We start from the raw sequence: 21,112 nt of genomic DNA on the forward strand, positions 1-21,112 counted from the left end.
ACTTAATTTACTTTGTAACGCTACTCTTGTCGCGCTTTTGTACAAACTAAAACAGCTATTAAATTTTGGGTTATTTTTTATAGACTCTTGTTACTTTGTCTATTCCGTCTATTTTCTTGATGTTTTCCATTAATTTTTTCAAAATGGTAATGTTTTGCACAACAACAATTAATTGTCCTTTAAAAAGTCCTGCATCACCACTTAACGAAATACTTTGAATGTTAACGTGCATGTTGTTAGAAATAACTTTGGTCAACTGATTCGTTAGTCCTAAAGTATCCATCCCAGTAATATTAAGGATGGCTTTGAATTCTTGTTGTGAAGAATCGATCCATTTTGCCTGCATAATGCGGTAAGCATAATTTGATTGCATGGCAATAGCGTTAGGGCAATCTTTTTTATGGACTTTTATTCCTTCATTAATGGTGACAAAACCAAACACTTGATCACCTGGTATGGGATTGCAACAAGCAGAAAGTTTGTAATCTAGCTTGTCTTCATCTTTCCCAAAAACAAGCATGTCAAAATCATTACTCAATACTTGTTTGTGAATATCAGCGTCAGCAGTTGGCCCGCTACGTTTCATTTTGTTTTTGAAGAAATTAATTAGCGTATTGCTTTTTTGCGCAGCATAATCCTTCAACTGTTGGTTTTCTATAGATCCAACTCCCACGCGGTAAAACAAATCTAAACTTGTTTTTAATTGGAAGAAATTCACTAATTCATTAATAACCGACTCATTTACGGTAATCTTAAGGTGTTTTAATTTACGAGTAAGGATTTCTTTTCCTTCTTCACCAATTTTTTTAGTATTCTCGTTTAATACGTTTCTAATTTTATTTTTGGCACGGGAAGTAGTTACATAATCCAACCAGTTGATAGTTGGTTTTTGATTTGCCGAAGTGATAATTTCGACTTGATCGCCACTTTTTAACTCATAGTTCAATGGAACTAATTTTCCGTTGACACGAGTACCACGTGTTTTAATTCCGATTTCTGAGTGAATACTAAAAGCAAAATCAAGAGAAGTTGCTCCTTTAGGTAAGGACTTGATATCTCCTTTAGGTGTAAATATGTAGATTTCTTTAGAATATAAATTCATTTTGAAATCTTCGACAAAATCTACTGCACTCGTCTCAGAGTTTTCAAGTGCTTCTTTTAGTAGGTTCAACCAAGTGTCTAAACCACTTTCCTCAGTAGCTCCATTTTTATATTTATAATGTGCAGCATATCCTTTTTCGGCAATTTCATCCATACGCTCACTGCGCACTTGAATCTCTACCCAGCGTCCTTTAGGTCCCATTACGGTAATGTGTAGGGCTTCATAACCTGTAGATTTAGGTGATGAAATCCAGTCTCTTAATCGGCTAGGGCTGGGTCTATAATGGTCTGTAACAATTGAATAGATTTTCCAAGCTAGGAATTTCTCTTCATTGGGAGGTGATTTATAAACAATACGCAAGGCAAATTTGTCATAAACCTCATCAAAACTCACATTTTGAGCTTTCATTTTTCTACGAATAGAATAGATAGATTTAGGACGTCCTTTAATGATGTATTCTATGTTTTCAGCATCTAGGGATGTTTTTATAATATCAGAAATGTCTTTTATATAAGCATCTTGCTGTTCTTTAGTTTCTTTAATTTTGCTTACAATATCATTGTAAACTGCGGGTTCAGTATATTTTAAACCTAAGTCTTCAAGTTTTGTTTTTATGTTATACAAACCCAAACGGTGTGCTAAAGGCGCATAAATGTATAAAGTTTCTGAGGCAATTTTAACTTGTTTATAGTCGGCCATGGATTCCATCGTTTGCATATTATGGAGTCTATCGGCTATTTTAATTAAGATAACGCGAACATCATCATTTAGCGTAAGCAGCATTTTACGAAAATTCTCTGCTTGCATAGAGATGTTCATGTCTTTTTGCACCAATGAAATCTTAGTTAATCCCTCAACAAGTTGTGCTACTTTAGGATTAAACATGCGTTCAATATCTTTAACAGTAGTAGGGGTGTCTTCTACAACATCATGCATCAAGGCGGCGGCAATGGAGGTGGCTCCCAAACCAATCTCTGAGGCAACAATTTTTGCCACAGCAATGGGATGAAAAATATAGGCTTCCCCAGATTTTCTACGTTGATCCTTGTGCGCTTCTACAGCCACATCAAAAGCTTTCCTGATTAGTTTTTTGTCCTCTGGCGTTAGCGTTTGGTAACTAATACGTAGCAATTCTTTATATTCTTGTGCAATTGCTTTATTTTCTTTTTCTATATCTATTTCTGTCATAGCGGCATGGTTCATTCTCTAAAAATAACGATAAGTTTGCATATATGCAAGCACTAAATTTAGGACTCTAAGTAAAAATTAATGTCCGTTTTTTAGAACATTAAGGAGTCATTTTTTTAAAGTCTAAATCCTGAAAATCGTAACTAAAGTCGGTTAAATCAGATATTGGTTTCATTTTTAAACCGCTAACTGTTTCTGATTCATTTAATTCGAAAAATAAGTGAGCATCAGCATGAAAATAAGCGTTATCCCATTTTACGACATAATTTCCTTTTTTATATAAAAACAATTCGCCTTTTAATTGAGAAGAACGTTTTGATTCAAAATAAATACGTCCTTTTCTTTCTGAAATAACAACTTCACCAAACCAATTGTCTTTATAAGTTCCTAAAATGGGGTTGTAGTCAATCTTGATTTTGTCTTTTTTATTTTTGGCTACAGTAGCCCAAACTTCCTCAGTAACTTTATCTGCCGAAGCTTCATTCGCTTTCATGCGGTTACTGTAAAGATTAACGTAATCTTCAGATGGGATTGCAAGATAACTGTCTTTAATAGTGTTTGTAATGGCGTTAAATGCCGCTCCGGATTGTTGATTAGTTAATACAATAATTCCCAATTGTAATTCTGGAATATAAGTTGTTTGTGTAACGATTCCTTCTAACCCCCCAGTATGCGTTACTTGTTTGTATCCTTTTACATCACTTAAAAACCAACCTAAACCATAGCCATTAAAGTGGGTGTTGTAGGGCGCTCTAGTTTTAGTAGGAATGATTGTTTGTAGCTGCCACATTTCATCATGTTCTTTCTGGGAGAATAATTGTTTGTTTTCGGGTCCATATTTTCCGTTATTCATTTGCATGATTGCCCATTTACTCAAATCATTTACGCTAGAGTAGATTCCGGCTGCAGCATCAAAAAGTTGGTTTTCATATCTTTTAATCACTTTTAATTTTCCATCAATAGGAACGTGGGGAGCAATAATATTAGCTGTGTCTTTTAATCGTACAAAAGAGGCAGCGCTATGGTTCATTTCTAATGGTTTCATGATACGGTCTTCGATAAAATCAGCCCAGTTTTTGCCGCTTACCACATGAATGACTTCGCCAGCAACGATGTATAACAAGTTGTCGTAGTCATACTTCGTTCTAAATCCCGAAACTGGTTTTAAGTACTGTAGATTTACAATAATATCTTGAGCGGTAAAATCGCTTCCATCAGGCCAAATCATTAAATCTCCTGCACCAAGACCTAATCCGCTTCTATGTGTTAATAAATCTCGAATGGTAAATTCTTGCGTTACGTAGTCATTGTACATCTTAAAATCAGGAAGGTATTTTACCACTTTGTTATCCCAGTTTATTTTTCCTTCATCAACAAGTATAGCTAGAGCTGCACTTGTAAATGCTTTGCTATTTGATGCAATCCCGAATAGGGTATTGGCATCTACTTTTTCCTTGGTGTCAATAGATTTTACCCCATATCCTTTAGATAAAACTACTTTTCCATCTTTGATGATGGCAACTGCTATTCCAGGAACATTAAAAGCAGTTAACGTTTTGTTTACTAATTCGTCTACTTGAAGTTCTGTAATTTGAGCAAATGAACTTATGCTAAATGGAAACAGTAATGCTAAAATAAAATATTTTTTCATGTTGTGTTTTTTAAATTAAAATCCGCGTTGTCTTTTAGCTTCAAATATCAAAATAGCTGCAGCTACAGAAACATTCATACTATCAATTTCTCCTTGCATTGGGATAATAATATTTTGTGTAGCAGTATCACGCCATTCTTGTGTAAGTCCAGTAGCTTCAGTTCCTACAACTAAGGCAGTTGGAGTCGTATAATCTTGCGTATGGTAAGAAGTAGAATTTTGTAAAGTAGCGCAATAAAAGTTTATGTTTCTCTCTTTCAAAAAAGCAATAATTTCAGCCGTAGTTCCCGTTGCAATTTGGTTGGTAAATAAACAACCTACACTAGAGCGAACCACATTTGGGTTGTATAAATCACTTTTAGGGTTAGCAATAATTACGGCGTCTAGTTTAGCTGCATCGGCAGTACGCAGTAATGCACCTATGTTTCCTGGTTTTTCAGGAGCTTCGGCAATTAAAATTAAAGGATTTTCTGAAAGTTTCAAATCCTTCAGTTGCATCGATTTTGTTTTGGCTACAGCCAAAACACCTTCGGTAGTATCGCGATAAGCTAGTTTTTGAAATACGTCTTTATTGATTTCTATTAATTCTGTATTAGGAGCTATTTTTTTGGCTTCAATTTCACTACAAATTTCTGGAAAGAATAATACCGTTTCTAATTCGTAACCTCCTTTTAGTGCTAACGAAATTTCTCGTTGCCCTTCCATCAAAAAGCTGCCGCTTTGCTTACGGTTTTTTGCTTTTTCTTGCAAAAGGATTAGGGATTTTATAAAGGGATTTTGAACGGATGAGATTTGTTTCAATTGATTTTAAAATTTAATTATTAAAATAAATAACAAAGATACATAGAGAAAATTCAGTTTTATAAATTTGGCGTACAATATTTAGCTTTTGAGTAAAGACTTTGACTAATAATGATAACAATAGTCTGTTGAAAGAAGTATTTTTTATAGTTTTGCCACAATTACGACACACACTAGTGGCTATTTTTTCATTATACAATATAATCATGTTTCATTTATTAGATATCATTGGTACCTTGGCGTTTGCTATGTCAGGCGCGTTAACGGCTATGAGTAAAAGGATGGATGCCTTTGGGATTTATATAATTGCCTTTGTAACTGCAGTAGGTGGTGGGACTTTGCGTGATGTTTTGATAGGTACAACCCCGGTGGGATGGATGCTTAATTTAGACTATGTGTATACCATTACAGTTGCTTTTATTTTGGCTATATTTTTTAGAAAGAAATTTGATCGTTTGCGAACGTCACTTTTTCTATTTGATACAATTGGTTTGGGTGTTTTTACACTATTAGGACTGGAAAAGGGGATTAGTGTAGGCTTGCATCCTATTATTTGTATTGCTTTAGGAACTATGACGGCTTGTTTTGGTGGTGTTACGAGAGATATTTTATGTAATGAAATTCCTGTAATCTTTAGAAAAGAAATTTATGCTACGATATGTATTCTAGGAGGAGCGGTATTTTTTATATTAAAAAAGTTTAATTTAGAAAACGATATTTTATATTTGATTACCTCATTAGTAATTATTTCCACTCGTTTAATGGCGGTAAAATGGAAGTGGTACCTACCTACATTAGAGCATAACTAGTAGGATTGTTTTGATAAAACCAAAAAATTGACCGTGAAAAAATACGTTGTAAAGCAATATCAAGAAAGTGATTATGCAGTTTGGAATGCCTTTATAGGTCAAGCCAAAAATGCAACTTTCCTATTTCATCGTAATTTTATGGAATACCATAAAGATCGATTTGAAGATTTTTCATTACTTGTTTATGATGAAGAAAAGCTTATTGCAGTATTGCCTGCAAACCGCGTTGAAGAGACCGTTTATTCTCATCAAGGTTTGACTTATGGCGGACTGATGTATTCCTCTAAAATAAATGGAGAAATCGTAGGAGATATTATAGAATCTCTTTTGTTTTTTTTGAAAGAGAAAGGAATGAAGTTTTTTTATTTTAAACCTATTCCTTCTTTTTATTCTTCTGGGGGAAATCATGAAATAGATTTTTTTCTAATTAAAAACGGAGCGTTTCTAGATAAAAAAGAAATGAATTTGGCGATCAATTTAGCACTGCCATTAACGATTTCAAAAAGTAAATTAAAGCATTTTAGAAAAATTGAAGCTCTCGATTTAGAAATAGTTGAAGAACAGCAATTACAATCTTTTTGGGAATTGGTTTTAGAACCCAGATTACTGGAGAAATACGATGCTAAACCAGTTCACACCTTACAAGAAATAACAAAGTTAAAGAGTAATTTTCCGGATAATATCAAGCAGTTTTCTGTGTATTACAACGATGATATAATTGCCGGAATTACACTTTTTGAAACAGATACAGTGGTAAAATCACAATATGGTGCTACGACTAAGAAAGGTGAGGAGTTGCGTGCATTAGATTTTCTATTCATTAATTTAATACATAAATACAAGAGAGAAGGGAAACAGTTTTTTGATATGGGGATTGTGAATGACGATAATGAAAAAGGATATCATGTTGGTCTTTTGAAACAAAAAGAAGAATTAGGTTGCGCTGTTTACAGTCAGGATTTTTATAAAATGAATCTCATATGATACCATTTTTAGATTTAAAAAAAATAAATACTCCGTATGAAACTGCTTTTCAAGAGAAGATGAAGGCAGTTTTAGAAAATGGCTGGTACATTTTAGGGAATGAAGTTAAAGAATTTGAATCTAATTTTGCTAGGTATTGTAAGTCAAAACACTGCATAGGAGTTGGAAATGGTTTTGATGCGCTGGTCTTAATTTTTAAAGGTTATATGCAGCTTGGAAAATTGCAAAAAGGTGATGAAGTCATTGTTCCCGCAAATACCTATATTGCTAGTATTTTGGCAATTTTAGAAGCCGGTTTAATTCCGGTTTTGGTCGAGCCAAAGTTGGAAACCTATAACATCGATCCTGATTTAATACAAGAAAAAATCACCTCAAAAACCAAAGCAATTTTAGCCGTTCATTTGTATGGACAGTTGGCTGCGATGGATTCTATATATGCAATTGCACAAAATAATAATTTATTGATAATAGAAGATGCCGCGCAGTCTCATGGTGCTATCTCAAATTATAAACCTCAGAATGCGGGGAATCTAAGCGATGCAGCTGCTTTTAGTTTTTATCCCGGTAAAAATTTAGGCGCACTAGGTGATGGTGGCGCGATAGTTACAAATGATTCGGCATTAGCCAAAATCGTGTTTTCACTTCGTAATTATGGTTCGGAAACTAAGTATTACAATGATTATGCGGGAGTAAATTCAAGGTTAGATGAGTTACAAGCTGCTTTTTTAAGTGTAAAATTACCTAATTTAAATGCTGATAATGAAAAACGAAGAGTTGTTGCAAGGAAATATTTATCTGAAATCAAGAATGATAAAATAATCCTTCCGTTTTGGGATTTAAGCAATAATCATGTTTTTCATCTGTTTGTTATTCGAACAAAAAATAGAGAAGAATTACAAAAGTATTTATATGAAAATGGCATACAAACGGTAATACATTATCCCATTCCTCCACATAAGCAAAAAGCGTTATCTGAATGGAATGATCTGTCTTTCCCAATTACGGAAAAAATTCATGATGAAGTTTTGAGTCTTCCCATAAGTCGCGTTTTGACTGCGGATGAAGTAACTTTTATTATAACAATTTTAAATAGGTACTGACTTTGAAGGGGATAAAAAAAATAAGTCAATCACAACTGTTTAAAATTACTTCTTTAAATAGTTTGAGTATGCTATTAAAAATAGGAATCGGACTTGTAACATCTAAGTTGTTGGCGGTTTTTGTAGGTCCAAGCGGTATAGCATTAGTAGGGAATTTAAGAAATTTCATGAACTCTTTAGAAAATGTCGCAACTCTGGGTTTTCAAAACGGAATTGTTAAATACACTGCCGAAATAAAAGACGATAAAACTGAATTAGAGCGATTTGTAACGACTATTTTTATTAGTTTATTGGTAGTAGCTTTAGTTTTGAGCGGCGGATTGTTTTTTTTAGCCCCATTTTTCGCAAATCAATTGTTAAGGAGTGAGAATGATTATACTTTTATTATCAAGTCTTTGGCGCTTGCGGTGCCTTGGTACGCAGTTTCTATAGTGTTATTGTCGCTTCTTAACGGTCTAGGGAAGTTCAAGAAGGTTATTTGGATCAATATCCTTGGTAATGTTATTAGTTTGATTGTTGCTATTTTTTTAATTTTGAAATACCAAACTTTAGGAGCGTTGCTAGCCATTGTAATAGCTCCAGCTGTATTACTTTTTGTAGTCTTTTATATTTTTAGCGCTGAAATGGCTTTTTTTAAAAAAATTACTATTAGAGATTTTGATTTTTCATATTTAAAAAAGCTGTCATCTTATTCTGTGATGGCATTAGTTTCTACAGTTTTAGGACCACTAGTTTTACTTTCTATTCGAACTAATATTATTGAGACTTTAGGTATTGATCAAGCTGGTTTTTGGGAGACTATAACTCGTATTTCTAGTTATTATATGTTATTCGTAAGTACTATTTTGACTGTTTATTTCTTGCCAAAACTCGCTAGTGCAAGGGATAGTCAAGAAACAAAAGCGATTTTTTGGAGTTATTACAAAGGTATTTTGCCTATTTTTATTATTGGGTTAATTGGGATCTATTTGGCCCGTTTCTTAATTATTAAAATATTGTTTACTCAGGCTTTTTTAGAGGTAGAATCTTTGTTTTTCTGGCAACTATTGGGTGATGTTTTTAAAGCGGCAGCTCTGGTTTTAGGGTATCAGTTTTTTGCAAGAAAACTAACCATTGCATTTGTTGTATCTGAATTATTTTCTCTAGCATTGTTTTATTTTCTTAGTGATTATTTAATTGGATTGTTCGGAATTCAAGGTGTTGTAATGGCGCAAGCAATTGATAATATGGTTTATTTACTTGTTTTGATACTTTATTTTAGAAAGAGTTTATTTAATATTTAGTCCATGTTTCTAGATATTTATTTGCAATAGCAATATAATCGTGCTCTTTTTCTATAAACGCTCTCGCACGTTTTCCAATGGCGATAATTTCGTTAGGATTTTCAATTAAATAAGATAACTCATTGACTAAATAATCGACATTTGCAATAGTATTTACCGCAACTCTGGAGGTTAAGTTGTAGTGCTTTGTGAAAGCAATTTCGGCTCCCGTAAAAACAACTTTACCTTTGGCCATCGCTTCAAGTGCGTTATAGCCTTGATCATTGGCATAACCTTGGTCTAATAATATGTGTGCTTTATTGTAAGAGTTGATGTAGGTGCTGTAAGGAACATCACGTGTTGTTATGATGCTAACTTTTGACTTGTATTTCACTGCGATTTGATCAAGTGCTTTTTCGAAATAATCGTTTGCTTTTTTATAATAATTTGCTTTATTTATTCCATGAAAAATCACAATTTCACCATGGATTTCAAGGGGTTCAAATTCAATTTTATTGTTGTTAATTGGATTAGGAATTAGGCCTAGGTATTTTTTATTTCCGTGTAGCGGAACATGGTAGTCTAGATCAGTGGCAATGATTCCTGCTGTATTCGTATAAATATAGTCGTGTAGTTTTTTAAAAGAAGGTGTTCTGAATTTTAATACGTTTGCAAAATTTTTTGCACTAATTCTTTCGCATAAATACGCTTGAATAACCGATTTGTAATCGGGGTTTTCAAAACAATATTTTACATTGAGATAATCATATCCGCAGGAAAGTAGAAATACTTTTTTATTGTTTTTAAAGAGAAATTGCAACATTTTTTTTTCGTAAAAATATTGGCAATAAAAACTGTTCTCATTAATGAGTTGTACCACATCATAATGCATAAAATTCTGGTGATTTTTCTGAAATTGGCAGTAGGTTAGATAGGAGCTAATATCAAATCCAGAAAGGGTATGTACTACGATTTTTATCTTTTTGAGAATGCCACTATCCCATTTTTTACGTAAGGGAAAATCAACGGGATAATTTTTAAAACCATCTTGATGACCTACAATAGTAACCTCATGGCCAAGTTCTTGCAATCCTTCTTTGAGCGAGTTGTGTAAACGGCTGAATTCGCCAACAAGTAAAACTTTCATTTATGTGTATATTTGACAAATATATTTATTTTTATACAAGAATGACAACAAACAGAAACAAAGTAGCAATAATTTCGACCTCATTGGCCCACGGTGGAGCCGAGAGAAGTGCGTCATTGTTGAGTTTTATTTTAAGTGATTTGAATTTTGAGGTACACAATATAGTAATCAATGATGGTGTTGATTATCCTTATGCAGGTTCACTTTATTGCTTAGAAAAAGAAGGCTTGAAGAAAATCACGTTCTTTAAAAAAATAAAAAAAGGAGTGGCCTTGTATCAGTATTTAAAATCGCATAATATTGATTGTATTGTAGATCATCGACCGCGCAATAATTTATTAAGAGAATTAATTGCGAACTGGATTTATGGGAGTAAAAAAAAGTTTTCTGTGGTGCATAGCTCTCATTTAGATATTTATTTTCCAAATTCGGTTTTTTGGGCCAAAATGGTATATCGAAATACAGCAAAAATTATTTGTGTTTCATCGGCCATTGAAAAGCAGGTACAGCAACGATTTGCTCTGGCAAATACGAGGACGATTAATAACCCGTACGATTTTTCGAAAATTAAGTTAGAGAGAAAAGGTGCTTCCAAAGGAAATTATGTTTTGTATTTTGGTAGGTTTGATGACAAAGTAAAGAACTTTGGTTTGATGATTGAAGCCTATTTTCTCTCTAAAATATTTTTAAAAGGATATTTGCTTTACTTGATGGGCGAAGGAAAAGACTTGTCTCGTATTAAGGACTTAGTGCGCAATTTTAAATTGGAAGAATATGTTGTTGTAATTCCATTTCAGGCCAATCCGTTTGCAACAGTGCAGCAGGCTAGATTTACTTTGCTAAGTAGCAGGTTTGAAGGTTTTCCTATGGCTATAGTTGAGTCCTTGGCGTTGGGAACTCCTGTTATTAGTGTGGATTGCAACAGTGGTCCACGGGAAATAATTAAGCATGAACAAAATGGTTTATTGGTAGAAAATAATAATGCACATGCTTTATCAGTAGCTATGAAGCAGTTAATTGAGGATGTTGATTTGTATGATTTTTGTAAATTTAATGCTTCCAAAAGTGTAGAACATTTATCTTTAGCAGCTATTTCAAAACAATGGGAAGCTGTTTTATTCGAAAAAAAATGATAAGTAACAAAGAGGTAAGGTTAATAGAAATTCCAAAGATTCATGATCTGCGGGGGAATCTGTCAGTAATTCAGGGAGATACAATACCTTTTGTTTCAAATAGGGTGTATTATTTATATGATATACCTGGCGGAAGTAAAAGGGGTGGACATGCACATAAAGAGCAAAAAGAGTTTTTGGTCGCTTTGAGCGGAAGTTTTGATGTAGTTCTTAAAGACGGAAAGTTTGATTCAAAAATAACACTCAATAAACCTAATTTTGGTTTGCTTATCGAAAAAGGTATTTGGAGAGAGTTGGAAAATTTTTCTTCAGGCGCTGTTTGTTTAGTTTTAGCATCGGGAGAATTTGATGAAGACGATTATATTCGAGATTTTGATAATTTTAAGCTACTTAAAAACAGCTGATCCCAAACCATGCTCAGTCCAAAATGTTTTAAATCGAATGAGAATTTGTAAAATGAAGGCAGGTAATAATAATACGATTCGTTTTTGGATACTTAAATTGCTTCGGTCGATTGCTTTACATTGATTGCGAAAAGCATTTTTATTTCCGGCTAATTTAAATTTGATAGCTAGTGAAAACCGATTCAAATCTAGAAATTTCTTTAAAAGAGGATCTGTTTTTTCCGCTATTGCAAATGCAGTAAAGTCGGGTTTTGTATGGAGGAAATTTTTGTTTTTTGAAAGGCTATTTTGATCATAAACATATCTTGTTAGAATCTCCCACGAAAATAACACCGGATATTCTAATCCAATTCTGATCCATAAATCAGTGTCTTCTCCACTTTTTAGTTGTGTGTCAAAAAAGCCTACTTTATCAAAAATAGTTTTATGAAACACCGCACAAGAAGTACATATTACTGTTTCTTTAAAACTAGCCGAAAAGTAGTTAACGATTTCGTACTCGTTTTTTTGCAGAATTGAATAGGCAGCGGGGAAAGTAGTGTTGTTTGTTTCAATCTCTATTGCAGCCGAAAATACTCTAATTTTAGGTTCTTTATTACTATTCTTAAACATTACGTCAAGAAAATTGGGATACCAGTAATCATCAGCGTCGAGAAAAGTGATGTAGTTCGCAGTAGCATTTTGAATTCCGTAGTTTCTAGCCGATGAAACACCCTTATTCGCAGTTCTAAAATATCGAATTCTAATATCAGTATAACCTTTTATGATGGAGGCGCTACTATCCGTCGATCCGTCATCAATTACTATGATTTCATAATCAGTGAATGTTTGAGCTAAAACACTTTTTAAAGTAGCTTCGATAAAATTTTCTTTGTTGTATAGCGGAATTATGACAGAGAAAAACGGCATTATTGATGGTTTAGAAAACAAAAATAACCAATTTTATAAAGGTCAAACATAAAAAGGTTTGGTTTTTTAGAAAGTAATTGACGCTCAAGTTTAGTTTTATTTTTTCGGAAAAGAAATGAAAATAGTGCAGTAATTCGTAAACTTTCTAGTTTTTTATAGGTCTTTATTAAAGGAGTATTTATAGCTATGTTGTTTTTTTTAGAAATTTGAAATAAAGTTTCTAAGGCTGTTTTTGTTTTTTGCAAAAACACTACGGATGTTTCCAAATTCAAGTGCAATACAGGATTTTCAATAGGAATAACGAGAATATGGTTCATTTCAAGTTCTTGAACAAAAAAGTAATCTTCATAACCATAAGTTTTGATATTTTCATTGAAGTTGATCGTTTCAAAAATAGTTTTATGAATAGCTACATTAGAGACTAAAGCTGTTTGATATGGATTTTTTTTTCGGATTTTTAAAGGAATTTCCTCTCTTGATTTTCCGTAAACCCAGCGCAGTAGTTGGTTGTTTTCGGGTTTGTTTTTGGCGTAAGCCAAGCCTCCAGAAAAAACTTTATGATTTCCAATTGTAATCTTTTGAAAATAGTTTTTTATAAATGTATCCTTTTTTGGGAAGGTGTCGCAATCCAGAAAAAGAAACCATTGATATTGGGCTTTAAAAGCGAGTTGGTTTCTAATTTGGCTACGACCAATGTTTTTCTTTAAAACGATAAGTTTACAATGCAATAAAGTATCTATAACGGTATTTGCGTCAGTACATAAAGTTGATGCATCATCAATACAAATTATCTCAAAATCAATATTACATTCCACACATTGTTTATGTAATTCGTGTACTAGCGGGAAAGCATTATAATTGTATATAGGAATAAGAATGGAGAGCATTTATAGTTGTTTTTTAAATATATTTGTAAATAAAACACATTCTATTAAAATATTCAATATGTTTAGTAATATTGCTAATGTTTGTTAAAAGAAAATAAATACAGAAAATGAATTTGAGAGCTCTTTACTATTTTATTTCTCCTAAATCTAGGCTTTTGGTTCGGAAAATTTATTATTTCCCCATTGATTTTTTCGAATTGATTGTTGGCCGACGAAACAAATTGATACCAAATAAAGGAGATATTTTTATAGGTTCCGGTGATTTTATTAAACAAGGGAATTATCACGTTAAACTTTTAATTGAATATGCTAATTTAAAACCAGATCATTCCGTACTAGATATTGGTTGCGGCATTGGTAGAGCAGCACTTCCTCTCACAAGCTATTTAGGAGAAAATAGTAAGTACGAAGGTTTCGATTTAGTTAAAAAAGGAATTGTTTGGTGTGAAAGGAATATAGCTACAAAATATACTAATTTTAATTTCAGATACATTCCTCTAAGTAATGACTTGTATAGTATCACAAACCAAAAAGCCGAAAATTTTATATTTCCCTATGAGGATAATTCTTTTGATACTGTGTTTCTATTCTCGGTATTTACTCACATGCAACCCATGGAAGTTCAGAATTATTTGAATGAGATTAGTAGGGTGCTAAAACCAGCAGGGAAATGCTTATCGACGTTTTTTATTTATGATGATGAAATTGAATGTAAAATCTCAAAACACAAGCAAGGCTTTTGTTTTCCTTATAATAAAGATGGCTTTAGGTTGATGAGCAAGAAGGTTCCGTCTGCAAATATTGCATTTAAAGAAGAAAGCCTTTTTGAAATGTTACAAAAAAGTGATTTAGAATTAGATAAAAAAATATACGGCACTTGGTCACATAGAGGAACAGAGTCGCTTTTAGATTTTCAAGATATTTTAGTATTTAGTAAAAAAAAGGTTTAGCTTTCTAATAGTAAAATTATACCGTTCTTTGAACTACTTCAAAGATTTTAGTGTCTTCACATTTCAATGTTTTAGACGGGTATTTCATCAATAAAGCATAATCATGTGTTGCCATAATTACTGTTTTACCGTTAGCATTGATATTTCTTAAAACTTCAATTACCTCCGTACTCGTTTGTGGGTCTAAGTTACCGGTAGGTTCATCAGCAAGGATTAATTCAGGGTCATTAAGCAAAGCTCTAGCAATGGCTACACGCTGTTGCTCACCACCTGAAATTTGGTGAGGCATTTTATTAGAATAAGCTTTCATACCTACTTTATCTAAAACTTCATCAATTTTACGATCCATTTCATTTTTATCATTCCATCCAGTTGCTTTAAGGACAAAAAGCATGTTGTCTTTTATAGAACGGTCTGGTAATAATTTGAAGTCTTGAAATACGATTCCGATTTTTCTGCGTAAAAACGGAATGTCATTTTCTTTCAAAGAACCTAAATCAAATTCTACAATATGTCCTTCACCTTCAGTAAGTGGCATGTCAGCATAAAGCGTTTTCATTAAACTACTTTTTCCAGATCCTGTTTTTCCAATGATGTATAAAAATTCACCATGGTTTACCTCCAAATTAATATTAGATAAAATCACTCTATCCTCTTGGTAAATGGATGCGTTTTTTAAAGACAGTACAGCTTGAGACATAATTAGCATTTGTTTAAGTGGTAAAAGTAATAAGTTAACGGATGTATTCAAAATAAATTTCATCAATAAAAACAATAGTTTCAAATCTCATTTTCAGGAAGCGCTCTTTTTTTAAGAAATAGCAAAAACGAGGCTGTTTAAATCACAATTCTTCTTTTAATTTCATAATAAAAACCAAAAGACTTTCGTTATACCCATTAGATTATAATATATTTGAATATTAAAAAAATCATATTAAAAATGCGTAAATTTTCTTGGCTCTACTATTCGATTTTTTTAGCAGGTTCTTTATCTGCTTCAGCTCAAAAATCAACAATATATACTTACGAATTAAAAGACTTTAATAAAGCAGTTTATTTATTTAAAGATCAGCAATATGCTTCGGCACAAATCCTGTTTGATAAAGTAAAAGATGCCACTACTGATGAAGGTGTAAAGTCTGATTGTGCCTATTACGATGCTAATTGTGCCATTAGAATGAACCAGTCAAATGCTGATGTGTTAATGGAAAAGTTTGTAGAAGACTATCCTACAAGTGCAAAAAGTAATCAAGCTTTTATTGAAGTAGCTCATTTTTATTTCGAACAAGGGAATTATCCTAAATCATTGCAATGGTTCGAAAAAGTGGATGAAAGCCAATTGAGTACTTCGGATAGGGATAGTTTTAATTTCCAAAAAGGATATGCGTTCTTTAATTCTAAAAATAAAAAAGAAGCTACAACCTATTTCAATAAAGTACTTAACTCAAAAGAATTTGGTTCTCAAGCTAAATATTATTTAGGTTTTATGGCCTATGAAGGCGATGATTATAAAGAAGCAACGCGTTATTTTGATGAAGTTTCTGGTGAAGAAAAATATAAAGAAAAACTCTCGTATTATCAGGCTGATATGAATTTTAAATTAGGAAGCTTTCAGAAAGCAATTGATTTAGGAGGAAAAGCAATGGCAAAATCAAATGCTATTGAAAAATCAGAATTAAATAAAATTATTGGGGAAAGCTATTTTAATCTAAAGCAATACGATAAAGCCATACCCTATTTAGCACAATATAAAGGAAAAAAAGGAAGGTGGAATAATACTGATTTTTACCAATTGGGGTATGCGTATTATATGCAAAAAGATTATGAAAATGCAGTTTCTCAATTTAATAAAATCATTAACGGAAATGACTTTGTAGCTCAAAATGCGTATTACCATTTAGGAGAAAGTTATTTGAATTTAGATAAAAAACAACAAGCATTAAATGCTTTTAAGAACGCTTCAGAAATGGAGTTTGATTTGTCAATTCAAGAAGATGCGAGTTTAAATTATGCTAAATTAAGTTATGAAATTGGAAACTCTTACCAAACAGTCCCTGAGATATTACTAGGATTCATCAAGAAATATCCAGCTAATGCTAATCGTGCTGCGATAGAGAAGTTGTTGATAGATTCTTATATTTCCTCTAAAAACTACAAAGAGGCTTTAGTGTTATTAGAAAAAAATAAAAGTCCTGAGAATAAATTAACGTACCAAAAAGTAACTTTTTATAGAGGGCTAGAATTGTATTCAGATAGAAATTATACCGAGGCGGCTAAAATGTTCAAGAGTTCGCTAGATGGACAAATGGATGCAACATTTGCTACGAGAGCTATCTTCTGGAAAGGAGAAACGGAATATGTTACTCAAGATTACAAAAATGCAGTTTTGAGCTACAAGCAGTTTATAGGTGCTGCAAATGCGGCTGCCACACCAGAATATAAAAACTGCAACTACAATATTGCTTATGCTTATTTTAAATTAAAAGATTACGATCAAGCGGCGACTTATTTTCAAAAACAAATTGATGGAGGTAAATTAGATTCAGAGCGATTAAGTGATGCGTATTTGCGTTTAGCCGATTGTCGTTTTGTTACTTCAAAATATTGGCCAGCAATGGATGCTTATAATAAAGTGATTGAGTTTAAAGGAGTAGATGCTGATTATGCTTATTACCAAAAAGCGATTTGCTATGGTTTTGTTGCTCGTAATGATACTAAAATCGTAGAACTTAATTCATTTTTACAAATGTATCCTAAGTCAAACTACCGCGATGATGCTATGTATGAATTAGCAAATACGTATGTAGCGAGCGATAAACAGGATTTAGCTTTAAAAACTTTTGATAGGTTAATTGCTGAAAATAAAAACGGAACTTATACAGCAAAATCAATTTTGCGTCAAGGATTAATTTATTATAATTCAGATAAAAACGAACCTGCTTTAACAAAGTTTAAAAAAGTAGCGGCCGAATTTCCAAAAACACCTGAGGCTCTAGAAGCAGTTTCTACAGCACGATTAATTTATGTTGATGGGGGTAGAGTAGATGAATATGCAAGTTGGGTACGAACATTAGATTTTGTTGCCGTAAGTGATGCTGATTTAGATAATGATACTTACGAATCTGCGGTGAAGCAATTTGAGCAAAACAATTACAAGCAAGCAATTTCTGGATTTGCTTCTTATATTTCGAGCTTTCCACGCGGAATCCATTCGCTTAAAGCAAATTTTTATTTAGCGCAAGCCTACTTCTCAGAGGGACAAAAGGATAAGGCTATAGCCAATTATCAATATGTAATTAATGAGCCTAGAAGTGAATTTACGGAACAATCATTAGCGAGATTATCTCAAATTTTATTAGATAATAACGAAAAAGCAAAAGCAATTCCGGTTTTAGTACGTTTAGAAAATGAAGCTGATTATGCACAGAATAAAGTTTTTGCACAGTCTAATTTAATGAAGTGTTATTATGATAAAAAAGACTACGCTAATTCAGTAACCTACGCAGATAAGGTGTTGAATAGTCCAAAAATAGATGATAATGTAAAAAGTGATGCGCAAATTATTATTGCACGTTCTGCCATTCAAACTGGTGATGAGGTAAAAGCAAGGGCAGGATATGCAAAACTGCTAACCATTGCAAAAGGAGAGTTAGCGGCAGAGGCATTATATTATGATGCTTATTTTAAAAATCAAGATGGCAAATTTGAAAACTCTAATACTGCAGTTCAAAAATTAGCTAAGAGTTATTCAAGCTACCGCTATTTTGGAGCAAAAGGATTGGTAGTAATGGCAAAAAACTTCTATGGATTAAAAGATAGTTTTCAAGCAACTTACATTTTAGACAATGTAATTAAAAACTTTACGGATTATCCTGATGTTGTCACTGAAGCGCAAAAAGAATTGAATATGATTAAAACGGAAGAGTCAAAAACAAATTCCTCTGTAGTAAAATAGTATTGTATATAATTAAAATTAGTTAAAAATGACGCTTCCTTTTTATATAGTTGATGTTTTTACCAAGAAGAAATATGCAGGGAATCAATTGGCTGTTTTTTTAAATGCTCAGGATTTAACAACGACTCAGATGCAAGAAATTACACGAGAGATTAATTTTGCCGAGAGTACTTTTATAACAGCCGTAGATGCTGAAAATAACACAGCTACTATAAGGATTTTTACGCCAGCAAGCGAAATGCAATTTGCAGGACATCCTATTATAGGGACCTCTTGGATAGTGATGAATAAAATAGTCAAACATAAATCGGTTTCGTTAAATATAACTGTTCCTATAGGTGTGATTCCGGTTAATGAGTCAAATGAACTTTTATGGTTGAAAGCAGCGCAACCTGAATTTTTAGATGTTTTTATGAAAGAGGATTTTGCTTCTTTTAGTACTGTAAGTATCACGGATTTTGATGAGCGTTTTGAGGTTCAGGAAGTAACAACAGGTAGTGCATTTGTAATTGTTCCGTTAAAGAGTGTTGAAGCTTTACAAGCGGTGAAGCTAGATGTAGATAAAACAGCGCAATGGCTTAATGCAAAATGTAAAACACAGCACAAGGCATTGTATTTTTTTAGTTTAGAAGAAGGGATTTTAAATAGCAGAATGCTGTGTATAGAAAACAACCAGCTTATAGAAGATGCAGCAACTGGAAGCGCGAGTACTTGTTTACAAGCGTTTCTTTTAAAGTACCTTACTAATGAAATCAAAATAGTGAATAATCAAGGAGCAAGTATCAACAGACCCTCTCAGATTTATTTTGACGGAAAAGTAAAAGAGGGACATTATGATATAAAAATAGGTGGTAAAACACAATTTGTTGCTCAAGGAGAATGGTACGTAGATTAATAAAGATAAATATTCAATAGTAAATAAGAGAATGTAATAAGGCAAGATTAAAATAAGAGTACTTCTTACTAATCGACTTTTACATTAAAAAATAAATAAAAATAATATGAATTTCAATTTTCAAAATAAGGTTGCCTTAACACTATTTTTAATCGCTTTCCAATTTTCTTTTGCTCAAAAAACGGGAGCGGGTATTGGGTCAGAAGTTGTGAATGTTGTTAAGCCTTACACGCCAACTATTTCGGATGCATTTAAAGTTCCAGAAACGCCTGTTCTTGATGATGAAGGAAATGCTAAAAAAGAGAATGTAAAATATTCAATATTTTCTTTTCCTGTTGCTTCTACATTTACACCTTCTAAAGGTAAAGCTGAAGGAGTAGAGCGTACTAAGCGTCAACATTTATATAATAACTATGCTACACTTGGTTTTGGGAATTACGGTACAGTAAATGGGGAACTTTTTGTAAACCAAGAACTGGGTAACAACGATTATGTTTCAGGGATGTTTCGTCATCTTTCGTCTCAAGGCGGAATCAGTAATGTAGAATTAGATGATAAATACTACGACACTGGAATTGACTTGAGCTATGGTGTCAATAATAAAGACATGTCTTGGAATGTTGATTTAGGATATCAAAATCAAATTTATAATTGGTATGGACTACCTGCTGATTTTGGAAGCACGATTACAGCTGATGATCGCTCTAGTTTAATACGTTCTATGGAGCCACAACATGCTTTCAATGCATTTAATGCAGGAGGTAAAATTGCTTTTTCTGAGGGGATTTTAAGTCAGGCTACCTTGAAATTCAATCACTTTGCAGATTCTTTTGGGTCGGTAGAAAACAGGTTCTATGTAAAGCCTACGGTTCAGTTTGATGTCATGGATGAATTTATAAAAACAAATATTATTGTAGATTATGTAGGTGGTAATTTCGAAAAAAATTACACGAACACAGCTGCTGTTAAATATGGTTATACTAACTTAGGAATTGCACCAAGTTTTGTAATGTTAAAAGACGATTGGACATTAAATATAGGTGCAGCAGTGTTTTTTAGTATGGATAACGAAAATAGTAAAAACAAGTTATTTGTTTATCCTCAAATTAATGCATCGTATAAAGTGGTTGGAGATTTAATGATTTTTTACGCTGGAGCAGAAGGGGATTTACAACAAAATACCTACAGTGATTTAGCTAATGAAAATCCGTTTGTATCTCCTACTTTAGATATTAGACCTACAGACAAACAATATGATATTTTTGCGGGTTTAAAAGGAAAGATTACTAATAACGTAAGTTATAATATTCGTGGATCGTTTAAAAATGAAAGAAACAAAGCGTTGTATAGAAGCTATGATTACAGTGAAACAAGTACTAATGAGCCTTACGCTTTTGGAAACTCTTTAAGTGTCGTTTATGATGATATGAGAACAGTGAGTTTTTCTGGAGATTTAAAAGCAGCCTTCTCTGAGAATGTTTCTTTTGGAATCAGCGGAACTTTTAGTAGTTACACTAATGACATACAACAAGAAGCTTGGAACCTTCCTCAAGTAAAAGTAAACTCTAATCTTGAAGTAAATATTACTCCAAAATGGTATGCAGGAGCAACCGTTTTTTATGTAGGGGAACGTAAGGACATGCAAACTAATCTTTTGTTTTCAACTACTAATTCAGCACCAATTAGTTTAGGAAGCTATTTTGATGCAAATGCACATGTAGGATATAAATACAGTGACCGTTTAACTGGTTTTTTAAGACTAAATAACATCGCTAATCAGTCATACGAAAAATGGTTAAATTACCAAGTTCAGGGATTCCAAGTGATGGTAGGAGCAAATTATAAGTTTGATTTTTAATTTGGCTTAAGCCAAAACGATTGCATAAAAAAATGGCTTCCTAAACTTAGGAAGCCATTTTTTATATACGCTAACTC

Annotated in this window: 17 protein-coding genes; 10 read left to right on the forward strand and 7 right to left on the reverse strand. The window is 32.7% G+C overall.

The window, feature by feature from the left end; translation table 11 throughout:
• Window positions 1–70: 70 nt before the first annotated feature.
• From ACVEGE_RS11585 to ACVEGE_RS11595, 3 genes are all read right to left on the reverse strand, one after another.
• Window positions 71–2,290 carry a RelA/SpoT family protein gene (locus tag ACVEGE_RS11585; protein ID WP_192500089.1) on the reverse strand — a complete coding sequence of 740 codons (2,220 nt, stop codon included), beginning with the start codon at window positions 2,288–2,290 and terminating at the stop codon, window positions 71–73.
• 100 nt (window positions 2,291–2,390) lie between these two features.
• The gene (locus ACVEGE_RS11590) at window positions 2,391–3,941 is read right to left on the reverse strand and encodes a serine hydrolase (protein ID WP_192500088.1); all 1,551 of its coding nucleotides are present in this window, start codon (window positions 3,939–3,941) and stop codon (window positions 2,391–2,393) included.
• A 15-nt stretch (window positions 3,942–3,956) separates the two neighbouring features.
• On the reverse strand, window positions 3,957–4,742 hold the full coding sequence (locus ACVEGE_RS11595; RefSeq protein WP_173854620.1) for a TrmH family RNA methyltransferase: 786 nt from the start codon (window positions 4,740–4,742) through the stop codon (window positions 3,957–3,959).
• A 206-nt stretch (window positions 4,743–4,948) separates the two neighbouring features.
• Between ACVEGE_RS11595 and ACVEGE_RS11600 the strand changes: the two genes are divergently transcribed.
• The 4 genes from ACVEGE_RS11600 to ACVEGE_RS11615 are packed head-to-tail and all read left to right on the forward strand — an operon-like array spanning window position 4,949 to window position 8,918.
• Window positions 4,949–5,551 (forward strand): trimeric intracellular cation channel family protein, encoded by a 603-nt coding sequence (locus tag ACVEGE_RS11600; protein ID WP_173854621.1) that lies wholly within the window; start codon window positions 4,949–4,951, stop codon window positions 5,549–5,551.
• Between the two features lie 33 nt (window positions 5,552–5,584).
• Window positions 5,585–6,535, forward strand: a complete 951-nt coding sequence (locus tag ACVEGE_RS11605; RefSeq protein ID WP_370566942.1) for a GNAT family N-acetyltransferase — start codon at window positions 5,585–5,587, stop codon at window positions 6,533–6,535.
• Window positions 6,532–7,635, forward strand: a complete 1,104-nt coding sequence (locus ACVEGE_RS11610; protein WP_192500086.1) for a DegT/DnrJ/EryC1/StrS family aminotransferase — start codon at window positions 6,532–6,534, stop codon at window positions 7,633–7,635. The genes ACVEGE_RS11605 and ACVEGE_RS11610 overlap by 4 nt, the downstream gene beginning before the upstream one ends.
• 2 nt (window positions 7,636–7,637) lie before the next feature.
• The gene (locus ACVEGE_RS11615; protein WP_225738065.1) at window positions 7,638–8,918 is read left to right on the forward strand and encodes an O-antigen translocase; all 1,281 of its coding nucleotides are present in this window, start codon (window positions 7,638–7,640) and stop codon (window positions 8,916–8,918) included.
• Here ACVEGE_RS11615 and ACVEGE_RS11620 read toward each other — a convergent pair.
• On the reverse strand, window positions 8,908–10,044 hold the full coding sequence (locus ACVEGE_RS11620; protein WP_192500085.1) for a glycosyltransferase: 1,137 nt from the start codon (window positions 10,042–10,044) through the stop codon (window positions 8,908–8,910). The two genes, ACVEGE_RS11615 and ACVEGE_RS11620, sit on opposite strands and share 11 nt — an antisense overlap.
• A 41-nt stretch (window positions 10,045–10,085) precedes the next feature.
• Here ACVEGE_RS11620 and ACVEGE_RS11625 point away from each other — a divergent pair, with 41 nt between their 5' ends.
• Both ACVEGE_RS11625 and ACVEGE_RS11630 read left to right on the forward strand, forming a co-directional pair.
• Window positions 10,086–11,177, forward strand: coding sequence for a glycosyltransferase (locus tag ACVEGE_RS11625; RefSeq protein WP_192500084.1), 1,092 nt, complete (start codon window positions 10,086–10,088; stop codon window positions 11,175–11,177).
• Window positions 11,174–11,581: a sugar 3,4-ketoisomerase gene (locus ACVEGE_RS11630; protein ID WP_192500083.1), complete on the forward strand. Its 408-nt coding sequence runs from the start codon at window positions 11,174–11,176 to the stop codon at window positions 11,579–11,581. Before ACVEGE_RS11625 ends, ACVEGE_RS11630 begins: the two co-directional genes overlap by 4 nt.
• Here the strand turns inward: ACVEGE_RS11630 and ACVEGE_RS11635 are convergent.
• Both ACVEGE_RS11635 and ACVEGE_RS11640 read right to left on the reverse strand, forming a co-directional pair.
• Window positions 11,564–12,490: a glycosyltransferase family 2 protein gene (locus tag ACVEGE_RS11635; protein WP_192500082.1), complete on the reverse strand. Its 927-nt coding sequence runs from the start codon at window positions 12,488–12,490 to the stop codon at window positions 11,564–11,566. The two genes, ACVEGE_RS11630 and ACVEGE_RS11635, sit on opposite strands and share 18 nt — an antisense overlap.
• Window positions 12,490–13,377 (reverse strand): glycosyltransferase family 2 protein, encoded by an 888-nt coding sequence (locus tag ACVEGE_RS11640; RefSeq protein WP_192500081.1) that lies wholly within the window; start codon window positions 13,375–13,377, stop codon window positions 12,490–12,492. The genes ACVEGE_RS11635 and ACVEGE_RS11640 overlap by 1 nt, the downstream gene beginning before the upstream one ends.
• Before the next feature lie 221 nt (window positions 13,378–13,598).
• On the opposite strand from ACVEGE_RS11640, the gene ACVEGE_RS11645 reads away from it, so the two are divergent.
• A complete protein-coding gene (locus ACVEGE_RS11645; RefSeq protein WP_192500080.1) occupies window positions 13,599–14,327 on the forward strand; it encodes a class I SAM-dependent methyltransferase in 729 nt (242 codons plus the stop codon).
• 16 nt (window positions 14,328–14,343) lie between these two features.
• Here ACVEGE_RS11645 and ACVEGE_RS11650 read toward each other — a convergent pair whose 3' ends face one another.
• Entirely contained in the window at window positions 14,344–15,027 is a 684-nt protein-coding gene (locus ACVEGE_RS11650) for a cell division ATP-binding protein FtsE (protein ID WP_192500079.1), read from the reverse strand.
• A 240-nt stretch (window positions 15,028–15,267) separates the two neighbouring features.
• Here ACVEGE_RS11650 and ACVEGE_RS11655 point away from each other — a divergent pair, with 240 nt between their 5' ends.
• The 3 genes from ACVEGE_RS11655 to ACVEGE_RS11665 all read left to right on the forward strand — a co-directional run bounded on the left by ACVEGE_RS11655 (window position 15,268) and on the right by ACVEGE_RS11665 (window position 21,035).
• Complete coding sequence (locus ACVEGE_RS11655; protein WP_192500078.1) at window positions 15,268–18,282, forward strand: tetratricopeptide repeat protein; 3,015 nt, start codon at window positions 15,268–15,270, stop codon at window positions 18,280–18,282.
• Window positions 18,283–18,310: 28 nt separating this feature from the next.
• Window positions 18,311–19,177 (forward strand): PhzF family phenazine biosynthesis protein, encoded by an 867-nt coding sequence (locus ACVEGE_RS11660; protein ID WP_192500077.1) that lies wholly within the window; start codon window positions 18,311–18,313, stop codon window positions 19,175–19,177.
• A gap of 106 nt (window positions 19,178–19,283) precedes the next feature.
• The gene (locus ACVEGE_RS11665; RefSeq protein WP_192500076.1) at window positions 19,284–21,035 is read left to right on the forward strand and encodes a TonB-dependent receptor; all 1,752 of its coding nucleotides are present in this window, start codon (window positions 19,284–19,286) and stop codon (window positions 21,033–21,035) included.
• The last annotated feature ends 77 nt before the right edge of the window (window positions 21,036–21,112 follow it).

Source organism: Flavobacterium sp. PL002 (assembly GCF_054165825.1).